Source organism: Bacillaceae bacterium S4-13-56 (assembly GCA_040191315.1).
In the GTDB taxonomy this organism is placed as follows: domain Bacteria; phylum Bacillota; class Bacilli; order Bacillales; family JAWJLM01; genus JAWJLM01.
Genome location: JAWJLM010000016.1, coordinates 15,935 through 31,621, shown reverse-complemented (window position 1 = coordinate 31,621; position 15,687 = coordinate 15,935). Strand labels below are relative to the sequence as shown.

12 protein-coding genes are annotated in these 15,687 nt (G+C 36.9%); 1 reads left to right on the top strand and 11 read right to left on the bottom strand.

The features are described from left to right. Positions 1 to 10: 10 nt before the first annotated feature. The gene (locus tag RZN25_06625; GenBank protein ID MEQ6376502.1) at positions 11 to 2,059 is read right to left on the bottom strand and encodes a sigma-54-dependent Fis family transcriptional regulator; all 2,049 of its coding nucleotides are present in this window, start codon (positions 2,057 to 2,059) and stop codon (positions 11 to 13) included. Between the two features lie 151 nt (positions 2,060 to 2,210). Here RZN25_06625 and RZN25_06620 point away from each other — a divergent pair, with 151 nt between their 5' ends. Next, complete coding sequence (locus RZN25_06620) at positions 2,211 to 2,450, top strand: DUF2627 family protein (protein MEQ6376501.1); 240 nt, start codon at positions 2,211 to 2,213, stop codon at positions 2,448 to 2,450. A 922-nt stretch (positions 2,451 to 3,372) separates the two neighbouring features. On the opposite strand, the gene RZN25_06615 is transcribed toward RZN25_06620, so the two are convergent. From RZN25_06615 to xseB, 10 genes are all read right to left on the bottom strand, one after another. Beyond that, positions 3,373 to 4,740 carry an aspartate kinase gene (locus RZN25_06615; protein ID MEQ6376500.1) on the bottom strand — a complete coding sequence of 456 codons (1,368 nt, stop codon included), beginning with the start codon at positions 4,738 to 4,740 and terminating at the stop codon, positions 3,373 to 3,375. A 339-nt stretch (positions 4,741 to 5,079) separates the two neighbouring features. Beyond that, positions 5,080 to 5,865 carry a sporulation transcription factor Spo0A gene (gene spo0A, locus RZN25_06610; GenBank protein MEQ6376499.1) on the bottom strand — a complete coding sequence of 262 codons (786 nt, stop codon included), beginning with the start codon at positions 5,863 to 5,865 and terminating at the stop codon, positions 5,080 to 5,082. A gap of 470 nt (positions 5,866 to 6,335) precedes the next feature. Further along, positions 6,336 to 7,622, bottom strand: a complete 1,287-nt coding sequence (spoIVB, locus tag RZN25_06605; protein MEQ6376498.1) for a SpoIVB peptidase — start codon at positions 7,620 to 7,622, stop codon at positions 6,336 to 6,338. A 340-nt stretch (positions 7,623 to 7,962) separates the two neighbouring features. Next, on the bottom strand, positions 7,963 to 9,669 hold the full coding sequence (gene recN / locus RZN25_06600; GenBank protein MEQ6376497.1) for a DNA repair protein RecN: 1,707 nt from the start codon (positions 9,667 to 9,669) through the stop codon (positions 7,963 to 7,965). A 24-nt stretch (positions 9,670 to 9,693) separates the two neighbouring features. Next, on the bottom strand, positions 9,694 to 10,143 hold the full coding sequence (gene argR, locus RZN25_06595; protein ID MEQ6376496.1) for a transcriptional regulator ArgR: 450 nt from the start codon (positions 10,141 to 10,143) through the stop codon (positions 9,694 to 9,696). A gap of 388 nt (positions 10,144 to 10,531) precedes the next feature. Then, entirely contained in the window at positions 10,532 to 11,365 is an 834-nt protein-coding gene (locus tag RZN25_06590; GenBank protein MEQ6376495.1) for a TlyA family RNA methyltransferase, read from the bottom strand. Positions 11,366 to 11,367: 2 nt separating this feature from the next. Then, positions 11,368 to 13,263 carry a 1-deoxy-D-xylulose-5-phosphate synthase gene (gene dxs / locus RZN25_06585; GenBank protein ID MEQ6376494.1) on the bottom strand — a complete coding sequence of 632 codons (1,896 nt, stop codon included), beginning with the start codon at positions 13,261 to 13,263 and terminating at the stop codon, positions 11,368 to 11,370. Positions 13,264 to 13,282: 19 nt separating this feature from the next. After that, a complete protein-coding gene (locus RZN25_06580; GenBank protein ID MEQ6376493.1) occupies positions 13,283 to 13,885 on the bottom strand; it encodes a hypothetical protein in 603 nt (200 codons plus the stop codon). Between the two features lie 695 nt (positions 13,886 to 14,580). Further along, positions 14,581 to 15,465: a polyprenyl synthetase family protein gene (locus RZN25_06575; GenBank protein ID MEQ6376492.1), complete on the bottom strand. Its 885-nt coding sequence runs from the start codon at positions 15,463 to 15,465 to the stop codon at positions 14,581 to 14,583. After that, positions 15,465 to 15,680 (bottom strand): exodeoxyribonuclease VII small subunit, encoded by a 216-nt coding sequence (gene xseB, locus RZN25_06570; GenBank protein ID MEQ6376491.1) that lies wholly within the window; start codon positions 15,678 to 15,680, stop codon positions 15,465 to 15,467. Before xseB ends, RZN25_06575 begins: the two co-directional genes overlap by 1 nt. Positions 15,681 to 15,687: the final 7 nt, after the last annotated feature.

Sequence of the window (15,687 nt, the reverse complement as noted above, 5' to 3'; positions counted from 1 at the left end):
TCTGCAATTCCTACATATCAATTTCTAGTTTTTCCATCTTATAATATAAATTTCTTAATGAAATTCCAAGTTGCCTTGCTGTCTCTGATTTATTCCCTTTAAGCTTTTTCATGGTATCCTTTATCATTTGTCTTTCAAACTGCTCCACCATCACAGGTAATGAATCTCCCTTAGGTGTAAAATAAATAATTTCCTCTAATCGGTTTTCCTTTTCTAAATGTGGAAGGTGCTCCTTTTGAATAATTGTGTCATTCATACTCATAAAAATCATCGCTCTACCAATGATATTCTCCAACTCACGTACATTCCCAGGCCAATGATAATCTTTTAAGTATTGTAGAGCATCCTGTGAAATTGTAGTTACATGTCGTCCATAATCCTGATTTAATCGATTCATAAGATGATAAATGAGCTGATCAATATCTTCTGTACTCTCTCTTAATGGAGGAATAAAGATAGGAAGACGATTCAGTCGATAATAGAGATCCTCTCTGAATGTTCCATTGACTATAGCCCTCTCTAAATTTTGGTGTGTAGCTGCGATGATACGAACATCAACATGAATAGGTTTAGTCCCACCAATTCTTACAACTTCTCCTTCCTGTAAAAGTCGAAGAAGTTTAGTTTGAACATGTAAAGGAAGATCACCAATCTCGTCTATGAAAACGCTTCCTTGATGAGCCTCTTCAAAGAGTCCCTTCTTAGTTCCATGCTTCACACCTGGATAGGCTCCTTCTTCATACCCAAATAGTTCACTTTCTAATTGAGTAGGTGTCATTGATGCACAATTAATACGTAAAAATTTGTTGTGTTTTCTTTTACTTTCATTATGAATAGCATGAGCAAATAGTTCTTTACCAGTACCTGATTCTCCTCGTAGTAATACAGTGGCAGGTGTCTTTGCACCAACTCTTGCTTGTTCTAAAGCAAGTTTCATCTCATCTGATGATGCAACAATGTCAGAAAAAGTATACTTTGCTTCTAAATTTCGAATGAGTTGTCTTGCACGTTTCAATTCTACAGTTAATTTTTGTATCTCTGAGACATCATGCAGAACCCCAACACTTCCCTTAATCCTTCCATCTACAATTACAGGGGCCACATTTACAAGGACATCTTTTTTTGAGGGACCAACTCTCATTCTAACACCACGAACCGGCCTTCTAGTTTCCAAAACCTTCATGTGCATACTTTCGCCTTCAGATATATCTGTGGAGGCTGGCTTTCCGATAACATCCTTCTCTTTCAACTCCGTAATTCGAGTATAGGCTGGATTGATCATGAGCCCATTCCCTTTTTCATCAACTACAGAAATTGCTTCATCAGATGATTGAATGATAGCTTCCAACATTTTTTTTACTTCTTTTATATCTGTTAGCTCCTCGGCTAAATGAACAACTTCGGTTATATCCTTAAAAACAGCAAAGGCTCCTTGAATTTCCCCTTCTTTTCCTATTATAGGAATGCGAGTGGTTATGATCTTTTTTCCATTGTTTAAGGATAATTCTTGATTTATCTCTTTTACTCTTGTCTTCATTACATGACCTAATCGAGAATCTGGAATCAGTGATGCAATCCCACTGTTATATACGGCCTCACGTTCTACGTCAAGAATTGTTTCTGCACTACGATTCATGAACGTTATTACTTCATCGGGGTCAACAACAACCATTCCATCGTGAATATTGTTCAAAATTAACTCTTGTTTATCAGACTGGTGTTTAAGTTCTTTCAACAATCTCTCCTTTTCCTCTAATAGTGCAGAGGTTATGTAGGCAACAGACCCAGGAACAACCACACACTTTGATGGTTTCTTTTCCATTAAGGCCTCAAATACAGCTTCAGTCCCTGTAGCTTCAAAAATAATGTCTATGTCTTCCTTCATCCATTTTTCCCATTGTCGGTCTGTGGGTATGCCGAGGCTGTGAGCAATTTGAATTCCAGGAGCAGATTGATCATGATCAATAACAGCTTCAATTTTCATTTTATCTATTTTTTCAAATAGCTTTAAAAGGGCACTTCCTCCCTTACCAGCTCCAATAATTATCACATTTTTCATACCAATCCCTCACTAATGAAAAAAAATGCACACTTTTATCATAATTAATTTTGAAGAACTTGGCAAGAGGTTAAAATAAATTCCCTTTCCCCTCTCCCTTTGCTATACTTCCCATATATAGAAAAACCATAATTACAAAGGAGAACTAGGAATGTCCAGATTTTTTGCCCTACTTATTATTCTGATACCAGGTGTTCTTGCAACATATGGCATAAAACTTATGAGGGACGCATTATTTGGGGAATTAACACCAATCTTTGTTAATATCCTTATCCAACTCATTGCTGGATTGCTTTTTTTTCTATTCGGACTGTTCTTTGTTGGAGGTTTTATTTTGTATCGTGACAAAAAAAGAAATTTAACTAAAGGAAGATTTGCAAAAAAACGCTAGTTTTTTAATCGAAAGTAGTTCGAAAGTATTCGATACCTATAGACCATTACCTTAATTTATTTCATAATCAATATCCTTTTCCCATATTGTCTGATGATGAATTTAACAAAAGGATTGATGGGTCAGAAATTCGCGAGTTCCATTCCAATCAATTCTTACAGATTTTCCGAACGGGAAAGACTAGCCTCCTATAGTGTTGTGGTATGAGAGTGAGATCAAATACGGAGTACTAGTATTAAACTTGGTGCTAGTAGAATTTAGAAAAGCGCAAGCGCCCTTGATCATCGACGTAAGGCGGTGGACCTCATCGATATTAAGGATCGTCGGCTAAAACCGTCACATCGTGTGACAACGCCGACGTGACCTACATCGTGTAGGCCCAAAGGAAACACGGTTCACGAGGGCTCGCAGGATGCGAGTCAGTTCGGTGTTGCGACAAATGTTTTCGGTGGACCGAGTAATCGGATGTCGCGTTTTTAACCGAACCTCCTTCATCGATGTTGACTTATCGAAGGAGAGAAGGGAACTGACTCTAGTCGATAGGCTGCCCCTCATAACAAGAAAAGCACTTGTTTCTGCGAAGTAGCTCTATGTAGCTTTCCTTACTCGGGGCAAAAACTCCGAAGATTACTCGATGATGCTTTTTCGCTGGAGCTAGACAAATTTTATACTTTTTTATCTTTTTAAAAGGGAATGCCAATGGCATTCCCTTTTAAAAAGATAAAAAATATAGTGAAACTTTAATCAGTAGAATTCCTCCACTGATTGTTAAAACCAAAGGTATGAACTTTAGTCGAGTTTATAGTACATGAAAAAATTAGGCTTTCCAATTAGGACTTGCACCCCAGAGTATAAGGGCTTCACAGAAAGCAAAATACGCTTTCAAGAAGAGTTTAACGATAAGCCAAGTTTTTCTAATATTTTATACTAGTTCTTTAACAAAAAATTGTTCATACAAAGAACGTACAGCTGGAATAATGCTTTCTTCTTTAACCCCAAACATCATAGAGACTTCTGATGATCCTTGGTTAATCATCTCAATATTTACGTTTGCACGAGCAAAAGCTTCCGTTGCTTTTGCCGCTACTCCTATTGCACTATCCATTCCTTCACCAACAATCATAATCATAGCTAAATTTCTTTCCACATTTACTGTATCTGCTTGCAAATCGGTTTTTATTCGATCAATCACTCGTCTTTCCTTTTCAGGAGTCATTTGTTCCTCTCGTAAGATGACTGATAAATCATCAATTCCTGAGGGAACATGTTCAAAAGAAATACCTTCTTCTTCTAAAATTTGAAGCAAACGCCTTCCAAAACCTTTTTCACGGTTCATTAAATATTTTCCAACATAGATACTAATAAAACCACGGGCACTCGCTATTCCTACGACAGGGCCTATTTGTTCTTCGGATGAACGTTCAGATAAGATCATTGTCCCCGGTTTTGTTGGATCATTTGTATTTTTAATACATACTGGAATTTTTGCACGAAAAGCTGGAATTAAAGCCTCATCATGAAAAACTGAGAATCCAGCATAGGATAATTCTCGCATTTCTTTGTAAGTAAGTACCTTTATTTCTTTAGGTTGCTCTACAATGGATGGATTGACACAGAAGACAGAATCGACATCCGTAAAGTTTTCATACAAGCTTGCTTGAACACCAGCGGCTACGATGGAACCTGTAATGTCAGATCCTCCTCTAGGAAATGTCATTAACTTTCCTTCTGTGGTGTAACCAAAAAATCCTGGAATAACTGTAATACCATCCCTTTCTCTTAAAGTTAAAAGACGATCATAGCTTTCTGGAAGAACCTGGGCTTTTCCAGGATCATTACTTACAATGATTCCAGCATCCATTGGATTTAAATAAGTAGCCTTTAGCCCTAATGTCTCTAAGTAAGCACTTAACACTCTTGCAAGTGTATCTTCACCCATTGCTTTTAAAGAATCTAATTTTTCAACATCCAACAACTCATTGGAATAAAGTACCTCATCAATTCTCCTAGATAAATCCTCCAATAAAAGAGAGGGAAGATTTAAATCAGAAACGATAAGTTGAAATCGATCAATAATTTTCTCCTTTGAACTTTCAACATGATTTTGGTCCATTAAGGCTTCGAACAAGTTAATAAATAAATCAGTCACCTTAATATCTTCAGCAAATCTTTTTCCAGGTGCTGAGACAACAACAATCCGACGTTCCTCATCAGATGTAATAATATTTGCTACTTTTTTGAGTTGTGCAGCACTTGCAACTGAACTTCCACCAAATTTAACAACCTTCATTTTAAGAATTCACCACTTCTAAGTTATTTTCATATTCATATATTTTAAAACAATTTTGTGAACTTTTAAAGTATTTTTGGAAAAACGTTCGATAAGTATGCTTTTTCTATGCATACTTAGAAAAAAATTAGGTCTACCCAATAAGAAAAGAGAAAGCGCTCTTCGAAACAAGAATAGCAATTGTTTCTGCGAAGCTCTATGTAGCTTTCCTTCCTGCGATTACTTGCAACAAAATCTTCGAAGAATACTCGATGAAGCTTTTTCGCTGGAGCTAGACAAATTTTATACTTTATCTTAAAAAAAACTCCTTCTTCACCATAAGAAGGAGTTTTTTTATTCTCAGCTTGCTCTATGTTCCAAACGTAACCGATCAGCTACCATAGCTATAAATTCACTATTGGTGGGTTTTGCTTTTGTCATACTAACGGTATAACCAAACAAAGTAGATATGGATTCATAATTCCCACGGCTCCATGCTACTTCAATAGCATGACGAATAGCCCTTTCCACGCGTGATGCAGTTGTATTGTACTTCTTTGCTATATCTGGATAAAGGACTTTTGTGATAGATCCTAACAACTCAATGTCGTTATAAACCATGGATATAGCTTCTCTTAAATACATATAACCTTTAATATGGGCTGGAATTCCAATTTCATGAATAATATTTGTAATGGATGTATCTAAATTTGGTTTCTTCTCTGGTGTATTCTTTCTAATCTGTGTTCTTTGTTTGGTTATTCCAGATTTTCCACCACTAACTTGTACAATTTGATCTAATAAGTGCTGCAAATCAAAAGGCTTTAAAATAAAATACGATGCGCCAAGTTCAACTGCCTTTTTCGTAACTTCTTCTTGACCAAATGCAGTTAGCATAATGACTTTTGGCAATGTTTCTTTGTCCATGTCCCTCATCATAGAAAGGACCCCTAAGCCATCAATATGCGGCATTATGATATCTAGAATAAGAACATCAGGATCCATCTCCTCTAACATATCAAGGCATTCCTGCCCATTATAAGCTGTCCCAATGACTTCCACTTCCTGTTGTTCCTCAAAAAATTCTTCTAGCATATGTACCAATTCATGGTTATCATCCGCTAGACACACTTTAATTTTGTCCATATACATAGTTCCTCCCTGATAAAGTAGTATTCTTATGTTAGACCTTCTTGTTTTCCAAGTAATGAATTCGACACAAGCACTATATTTCCTCTTTTTGAGGAAAAAAACATTATTTTTTTTGTTTTTTCGCTTAAATACTTTGAATTACTCCCGTTTTCGATAAATTTCTACAAAAACTTGATAAAAATCTAATGTTTGTCGAAAAATCTTTATCTAAAGTAAGTATAACATAGCCATATATAAATTCAATTATATTTAGAATACTTTGTCATTTCATAAGAAACATACATGATTTTACACTCACAGCTCACCATGAAAATTAATTAATACTTGAGGAGAAATTCTGAGATTATTAGAAAACTTGGCATTCGCCAAGCCTTTGTGGAGAATGTCTTAGTTGCACTTATGCAGATAGGAAAGTTTTATACTTTCCTATCTGTTAAAAAAAACCAGGGAAAAACTCTCCCTGGTTAACTTGCCTTTTGTTCATTTTTGTAAATATTAATTCCTGCTTCATTTAACATCCATTCAATATGGACGCCGTAGCCACTTGTTGGATCATTAACAAATACATGAGTTATTGCCCCAATTACTTTTCCATCCTGTATAATAGGACTTCCACTCATCCCTTGCACAATTCCTCCAGTTTTTTGTAGGAGCTCTTCGTCCGTTATCTTAACGATCATCCCTTTTGTAGCAGGGTGTTTTTGTGGTATTGAACTAACGATTTCCACATCGAATTCTTCCACTTTTTCGCCATCCACAACCGTAAGAATTTTTGCTGGACCTTCTTTTACTTGGTGAGATAAAGCAATAGGTAGTGCTTTATCACTTATTCCGTTAGTTACCTCTTCATCTAATACACCGAAAATCCCAAATGGGCTGTTTCTTGTTACAGAACCAATTCGATCTGCTTTAATCGAAAACTCTGCCTGTTTTTCACCTGGAACACCATTGCTTCCCTTTTTTATGGAGGTGACATTTGATTCAACAATAGTTCCCTTATTAATATCTATGGGCTTCTTAGTATCCATGTCTGAGATGACATGACCCAAAGCACCATATTTTTTGGATTTTGGTTCATAAAAAGTCATAGTACCAATTCCTGCTGCGGAATCACGGATATATAAACCTAACTGATACTTTTGATCCTTTTCATCAAATATAGGAGTCAATTGAGTAGTAAAAATCTCATCATTTCTTTTGACTTCCACATCTAATGGACCATCCTTTTGTTTGAACTTTTGGACAATAGGACCCACTTCATCCATGGATTCCACTTTTTGCCCATTAATTTTTAATATCATATCTCCGACTTTAATTCCCGCTTCTTCTCCAGGGGAAAAACTTTTTTGTCCGTCACTAACTTTATGGTGTCCAACAATAAGAACTCCTGTTGTGTTTAACTTAACACCAATAGACTGCCCCCCAGGAATAACTTTTATATCCTCAACAACCCGTACATCCACTTTTTTAGCAGGTACCCCTGCTGCCTCATATACAAGAGAGCCTGACCCAACTTCATTAGGTTTAATTTCTTGGCTGTCTTGATCAAATTTAATTACTGAGGAGGATGCGTAAACACTTCGGCTTTCCCCAAACTCCATCGCAATCGGCTTATCCGACTTTAACACGGTAATTTCAGTGGGAATGCTTAAATACTGAGCAACGGGGGATATAAAAGGAAGTAATAGGATTGAAAGAAGGAGAAGGGATCCAAAACTATATCTTATAAAATTGTGATTGATTTTCTTCATTTTGTCACTCTCCTTACTCTCACTCCTGACCCTATCCATTCAGAATGTTTTTTGAATGTATTCATAATGTGACCTTGATTAGCTAATTTTAAACAGTGAAAAGAACAGAAATAATGTCATCATTTCCTAATTAAAAAAATGAATACAATTTAAATTATTGAAATAAGAAAAGCAAGCGCTCTTCGAAACAAGAAAAGCACTTGTTTCTGCGAAGTAGCTCTAAGTAGCTTTCCTTTTCCTTTGTGCGATTACTTGGGGCAAAAACTTCGAAGATTACTCGATGAAGCTTTTTCGCTGGAGCCAGACAAATTTTATATTCCCTTATCTTAAAACAAAACCACTACTTAACGTAGTGGTTTTTAGTTTTGACCGAGTGTGCCAAAGATAATAATTCTTTTGCATGTTCCTTTGTTAGCTCAGTCATTTCAGCACCAGTCATCATTCTACTGATCTCTTCGATACGCTCATTTTTAGTTAAAGTCACTACTTTTGTTTTCGTCCTGCCTTTCTCTAAGTCCTTTTCTATTCTGTAATGGGTATCAGCCATAGATGCAACTTGAGGCAGGTGGCTTATACAAAGAACCTGTGAATGTGTAGAGATGGAATAAATTTTCTCTGCTATAGCTTGGGCTACTCGGCCACTTACACCTGTATCAACCTCATCAAAAATAACACTGGTTATTTTTTGATGTCTTGAAAATATTTGCTTTAGAGCAAGCATAATTCTAGATAATTCTCCACCAGATGCAACTTTATTAAGGTCTTTTAATGGTTCACCTGGATTTGTGGAGATTAAGAAACGAATCCTATCTATTCCCTTTTTAGTTAAAAATTTTTCAGCCGTTTGAAATTCAATATCAAATTTAGTTTTTTCTAAATATAAATCTTTAAGTTCATCATGAATTTCTTTAACGATTTTTTCTGCCATTTTCAGCCGCACATCATGGATTTGTTTGGCCTCCAATAATAAATCCTTTTGTATCATTTCTATTTGTTTTTCTAAATTTGCTACATGTGTTTCGCGGTGAGTGAGTTCGTCCAATTCATTTTCAATTGTGGCTGCATAATCAATTATTTCTTCAACAGTATAACCATATTTTCTTTTCAATCGATGCAATTCATTCAACCTATCTTCAATATCATCCAACTGATCTGGGTCATATTCTAAAGAATCCAAATCATTTCTTATTTCAAAAGAGAATTCCTCAATAAAGTAGTAAGCAGATGTAAAGTCCTCGATTTTCTTTTGCAAATTAGTACTTTTATTTTTTAAAGGTTCTAACGAAGTCATTGCATGGGATAACCAATCTAGTGCCCGATTTTCTCCGTGAAGGGCCTCATAGGACTGTTGAAGCGCCTCATAATATTTCTCGAAGTTTAAAAGGTCATTTCTTTTTTCTTCTAAGGCTTCGTCCTCCCCCGGCTCTAAATGCGCCTCTTGTAGCTCTTTTAATTGAAAAGATAAGAGGTCAATCCTCTGTGCCATTTCTTGTTCATTTTGGGAAAGTTCTTTTAACCTTTTTTTAACTTGTTCAAATTGCGAGTAATTCTTTTGGAAATCCGTCAGTAAAGGCACCATTTTCTTTGAATCAAAGAGATCAAGGAATTCAAGATGACGTTCAACATCCATTAATTGCTGACTTTCATGCTGACTATGTACGTCGATTAAAGATTGTCCAATTTCACGAAGAATTCCAAGCGTAACTAACTTCCTGTTTATTCGACATATACTTTTTCCGCTAGAAGTCATAGTTCTATGTAAAACAAGCATCCCATCATCTTCTAAATCAATTCCAAGATCTTTAGCCTTTTGAAAAACCGGATGAGAAGGATCTTCAATAGAAAATAATCCCTCAATTTCTGCCTTATCGGTTTGATGCCTTACATATTCGACAGATCCTCTGCCTCCGACTAAAAGCTGAATGGCATCAATAATAATGGATTTCCCGGCTCCAGTTTCTCCAGTTAAAACTGTTAATCCCTCTTGGAAGGGGATCGATATTTCATCGATAATAGCAAAGTCTTTAATTGATAATTCAACTAACAAAACAAGCACCTCACTATGTTAGAGTTAAAGCATATTCAAGAAACGATCTTGCAATTCCTCGGTGCTATCTTCCGTCCGACAGATAATTAAAATCGTATCATCTCCACAAATTGTTCCTAAAATTTCATCCCAATCCAAATTATCAATAAGCGCTCCTACAGCATTAGCATTACCCGGCAACGTTTTCATTACAATAAGATACCCCGCTCTATCGATTCTCACAAAAGCATCAATTAAAATCCTTTTTAATTTTTCAAGCGGATTAAAGCGTTGGTCAGCAGGCAAACTATATTTGTAACGCCCATCCTGTAATGGCACCTTGACTAGGTGCAGTTCTTTAATATCACGTGAGACTGTAGCTTGTGTCACGTTATAGCCTAAATCTTTTAAATAATCAACAAGATCATCCTGTGTTTCAATATCGTGATCTGCTATGATTTCTCTAATTTTAATATGGCGTTGTCCCTTATTCACTGACGATCCCCCTTTTTCTTAAACAATCCTATTAGATAAATTCTTATATTCTTAGAAAAAATTGACTTATCGTCATGTCCAATGCAGAAAGCCTAATTTTTTTCATGAACTTTCAACCGACTAGAGATATAAAGTGAAACTTCAATCAGTGCCCAACCCCCACTAATTGTTAGCACCCAAGGGTAGACCTAAAGGCTCTTGAACCAATTGGACATTTACGGGCAGCCAACCAGGAAGCAAGCTTCACCAACAAGGATGAAAAATTTAATGTTTTATTTTCATAGCAGTTTATCCCCCACCTACTCTGTTCGTTTCCCATAAGACTTGAGACGGGGGTAAGACTGACCGTTAATGCGGGATAAATTTTAATAGTTAGAATAAAAAGGGACTATGAAAGCCCCTTTCCCTTGTTACTTAATTCATTATGAGCTTCTCTTACTACATGTTCTATTTCAACATTTGATTCGATATTTCCTTCTTTCTCTGAATGAAAGGAAAGATGTAGTAAGAATTCAATATTCCCATCTCCCCCTGTAATAGGAGAATAGGTCAATCCTTTTACAGAAAAGTGGTTAGAAATAGCCATTCTTATTACATTTTCAATCACTTCTCGATGAATGTCTGGATCTCTAACAATTCCTTTTTTACCCACTTGCTCTCTACCAGCTTCAAATTGTGGTTTAACAAGTGCAACAACTTGGCCACCATCAGCAATCAACTTGGCAAGGGTAGGAAAGATAAGCCGTAGAGAAATAAAGGAAACGTCAATGCTTGCAAAAGTAGGAGTCTCATGAGTTAAAGCTTCTTCCTCAAGATACCTAAAGTTAGTTCTTTCCATAACTATGACCCTAGGATCATTCCTTATTTTCCAGTCGAGTTGGTTATACCCAACATCAACAGCATAACTTAACTTTGCCCCATTTTGTAAAGCACAGTCTGTGAAACCTCCTGTAGAGGAACCTATATCTAAAACGATTTCATCTTTTAAAGAAAGGTTAAATACCCCAATGGCTTTTTCTAACTTTAACCCCCCTCGACTAACATAGGGAATTGGCTTTCCTTTTACCTCAAGAAGAATATCCTCATCCACCTTAAGTCCTGGTTTGTCCAACCTTTCACTTTTATGGAAGACAAGTCCAGCCATAATAGCTCGTTTTGCTTTCTCCCTTGTTTCAACTAATCCTTTTTCAACTAAAAGTACATCAAGTCTAACTTTTTTCACTCTTAATACGCCCTTTGTTTTTTGGAAGGAGTCATCTGTTGTATGTTTTTTACTACAGCTGCTGAAGTTAAATCAATTCCCTCTAACAGTTTGTTTACACTACCATGCTCAATAAAACGATCAGGTATTCCCATACGTTTAATTATTTTACCATAATAATTATTTTCTTCTGCAAATTCTAATACCGCACTACCAAACCCACCTTGCAGAGCAGCTTCTTCAATAGTTAATATTGGCACATCTTTGGAAAATAAATCGTGAAGCATTTCTTCATCTAAAGGTTTGATGAACCTTGCATTAACTACACTAACTTTTATTCCTTTGACTAAAAGAGCCTCTCTTGCTTGTAATGCCATAGGAATCGTCGTACCAAATGTTAAAATGACAGCATCTGAACCTGGTTCTAACACACTCCATTTACCTATAGGTATAACTGATAATTCCTCATCCATCATTACACCTAACCCATTCCCACGTGGAAAACGAACCGCAATTGGACCATTATTATATTGAATAGAAGTATAAACCATGTGCTGACACTCATTCTCATCTTTCGGCATCATAAGAACCATATTTGGTATATGTCTTAAGAAGGATATATCAAAAACTCCTTGATGAGTCTCACCGTCTGCTCCAACAAGTCCGGCCCGGTCAATACCGATAGCCACATTTAGGTTTTGACGACAAATATCATGAACCATTTGATCATATCCGCGTTGTAAAAAGGTGGAATAGATAGCCAGAAAAGGTTTCATATTCTGAGTTGCTAAACCAGCAGAAAGGGTTGCTGCATGCTGTTCTGCTATTCCCACGTCGAAAAGCCGATGTGGAAACTCCTCTCCAAATTTATCTAATTTAGAACCTAGGACCATGGCAGGTGTAATAACGGCCAATCTATCGTCCTTTCTGGCAATCTTTCTTAATGTTTCACTGACCACAGAACTCCATGCAGGAGCACTGTCGACAGATTTAATTTTTTCACCTGATTCAATCTTATATGGCCCAACTCCATGCCAACGATCTTTCGTATCTGTCTCTGCAGGATCATATCCTTTTCCTTTTTTCGTTAACACATGGACAAGAACTGGACCCTCTGTTTTCTTTGCGTATTCTAGATGTTCCTCAAGATCACGAAAATCATGACCGTCTACTGGTCCATAATAAGTAAAACCCATTTCTTCGAAAAACATCCCAGGTACTACAAAGTATTTCATACTATCTTTAAGTCGTTCAGCTGTTTGGGCTAACCGTCCACCCACAGCAGGAATCTTTTTCAATAGCAATTCCATTTCATCTTTCATCCAATTATATTTCCCAGCACTTCGCATACGACCCAACATGTTATGGAGAGCTCCGACATTAGGAGCAATAGACATTTCATTATCATTTAATATAACAATCATATTCTTTTTTTCATGTCCAATATGATTTAATGCTTCAAGGGCCATCCCACCTGTTAGTGCACCATCACCTATAATAGGAATAACTTGATGAGACTCCTTTTTCAAATCTCGGGCAAGAACCATACCCATTGCTGCCGATAAGGAAGTAGAACTATGTCCTGTTTCCCAAACATCATGCTCACTTTCATTCCTTTTTGGAAAACCACTTAGGCCCTTGTACTGCCTTAATGTCTCAAATTCACTAGCACGTCCGGTTAAAATTTTATGAATATAAGATTGATGTCCAACATCCCAAATAAGCTTGTCCTTTGGACTCTCAAATATCTTGTGGAGAGCTATTGTTAATTCCACAACTCCTAAATTGGCTCCTAAGTGCCCCCCGGTTTTTGAAAGTTTCTCAATGAGGAAATTGCGAATTGTTTCCGCTAACTTCTCTAGTTCTTCATTAGAACATTCTTTTAGGAAAGAGGGGTCATTAATTTTATAAAGATCCATCATCGGATCACACTCACCTTCATCTTGTTTTTCCATTTACTTTCTTCCTATCATCCTTCAATAAATTAATTTTAAATTTATTTTCGATAAAATCCAACACTTTTCCAACAAAAAAAATAATAGGAGTAGAAGAATGGATGGCCATATACTTACCAAGTGCTTTTCCACCAACTGTCATAGCTGCTACTGTACTAGTAAATATAACGGAAATTACAATATGAGCAAATGATTCCTCTCGTTCCCCTATCTGTAATGTTAATTGTAGGACAACTAATGCAGAGGCAGTACCACTCACAATTCCCGAAATGTCTCCAATCACATCATTACAAAAGCTAGCAAATTTATCTGCATTCCTAACGATACGGATCGCATGTTTTGAACCTTTTACTTTTTCAGCAGCCATCGCATGAAATGGTGTTTCATCTGCTGCTGTGGCCGCTATTCCTAGCATATCAAAAACAACACCAATTAAAACAATGATAAATACAATAACCACACCAATTGCCCATGAAACCCCACCTAAAAAATAAGTAGAGACAATTGAAAAAATAGCCGCTAACACAAAAGTGATAACGGCGATACTTATACTAAATTTCATTGATTTTTTAAGTTGACTTTTCATTTGCCATCCTCATTCGCATATTATGTAAATTTGGGATGGTCACTCAAAAGGTAAAAACTGCGGCTTAGGTCCAGTAGGTTTTCCCAGATAGTTACCATGTGTTGCCACATTGGCGGTTCCCCATTAAAACCATCTTAGCTACGTCACCGTCAGCTAGACTGGATTGCCACTTAGTCCGCACTATAATCCCTAATGAGTGTCCATAGAACAGTCTAGGAGATTTCCTCGACAGCCACCTTTTACCGTTCCTTAGCCTCTTTTGCAGTACTGATTTCATACAACGAAGAATCAACAAATAGTGGCCATCCATCTGCTGATCCTTATAGCCATAATCCCCTCAGGACCACTCAAGGCAGGCTACGCTACGCTCAAGGAAAACTAGATTTCTAGTTTCCCCACGTAGGTTCATACCCCATTCCATCACGCTAACCAGGCTGCTAGCATCACAGAGATGGGCCTCCGCGGAAGCAGGGTCAACGCCCACATGCCTTTGTGGATCGCCCTGCTACCTTAACTCCCAGCATCGACCCAAGGCTGGGCGCCTCAAGCCAACACAAGGAACTTCATCGTTGTGCCCTTTGGCGGATTTTTAGGCCCGCCTTCAGGAACGGAGGACCGACTAGAATACTGCACCACCCCATAAAGTGTAATAGAATTATACCATAAAAAACTTTGATCTTCAATGAACCTAAGTCTTAGGCTTCTCTTTCAGATACGTAGTATAGCAACTGTTCTAACTTTTTTCCTTTTATTGATAGTTCATCCAAAATATTCACTGCTTTTGTAACATATAATGATTTTTGCCTTATTGCCCCATCAATTCCTAGTAATTTAGGATACGTGCTTTTATCTCTTTCCTCGTCACTTCCTATAGCCTTTCCAGTTAACTTCTGATCACCTATGACATCTAATATATCATCCTGGACTTGAAAGATAAGACCTAAACAGGTGGCGAAGTTTTTAACATTTTGTAGGACTGTTCCCCTTACTCCAGATAAATAGGCCCCTGCAATAATGGAGAAACAAAGCAATTGCCCTGTTTTTAACTGATGAATGTTTTCCAAATCATCTAAAGAAATTTCAATTCCTTCAGCCATAATATCCAGCATTTGGCCAGCAACCATACCCTCTGGTCCAGCTGCTTTTGAAAATTCTCTAATTAAATATATTTTTTCATGGTCAGATAATTGCTGGTTGGTTGAAATAAGTTCAAAGCTATAAGTGAGTAATGCATCCCCAGTTAAAATTGCAGTGGCTTCACCAAATTGTCGGTGATTTGTAGGCACGCCTCTTCGCAAATCATCGTCATCCATAGCTGGCAGATCATCATGTATTAGTGAATAAGTATGAAGCATCTCAATAGCAAGAGCAATTGGAATTCCTTTTTCTAGCTCTCCCCCAAAATCATCTATAGCACCAAGTAATAGAATCGGTCGAAGTCTTTTCCCGCCTGCCTGTAGAGAATATTCCATAGAAGTCTTTAAACGCTCAGGGATTTCTTTGTTCTTCAATATTTGATGCAGTTCCTGGTTAATAAGAACTTGCTTTTTCTGCACATATTGTTCAATACTTACATCCACTACTTTTCCTCCTGAATGGTAAACGGTTCAAACTCACCTTTTTGATTAACAATTTGTTCCATTTGCTTTTCTACATGAAGAAGTTTATCACTACAAAATTTGGATAACTTCATTCCTTCTTGATAGTATTCAATGGCTTTTTCTAAAGGGACGTCTCCTTCTTCTAGTCTCTCTACTATCTTTTGAAGAGCCTCCATTGCTTCTTCAAAATTCATCTCATTA

Coding starts and splice junctions, on each gene's coding strand:
- RZN25_06625 (MEQ6376502.1), bottom strand. CDS start 2,059: ATGAAAAATGTGATAATTATTGGAGCTGGTAAGGGAGGAAGTGCCCTT.
- spo0A (MEQ6376499.1), bottom strand. CDS start 5,865: ATGGACAAAATTAAAGTGTGTCTAGCGGATGATAACCATGAATTGGTA.
- RZN25_06580 (MEQ6376493.1), bottom strand. CDS start 13,885: ATGAAAAGTCAACTTAAAAAATCAATGAAATTTAGTATAAGTATCGCC.
- spoIVB (MEQ6376498.1), bottom strand. CDS start 7,622: ATGAAGAAAATCAATCACAATTTTATAAGATATAGTTTTGGATCCCTT.
- RZN25_06615 (MEQ6376500.1), bottom strand. CDS start 4,740: ATGAAGGTTGTTAAATTTGGTGGAAGTTCAGTTGCAAGTGCTGCACAA.
- RZN25_06620 (MEQ6376501.1), top strand. CDS start 2,211: ATGTCCAGATTTTTTGCCCTACTTATTATTCTGATACCAGGTGTTCTT.
- xseB (MEQ6376491.1), bottom strand. CDS start 15,680: ATGAATTTTGAAGAAGCAATGGAGGCTCTTCAAAAGATAGTAGAGAGA.
- dxs (MEQ6376494.1), bottom strand. CDS start 13,263: ATGGATCTTTATAAAATTAATGACCCCTCTTTCCTAAAAGAATGTTCT.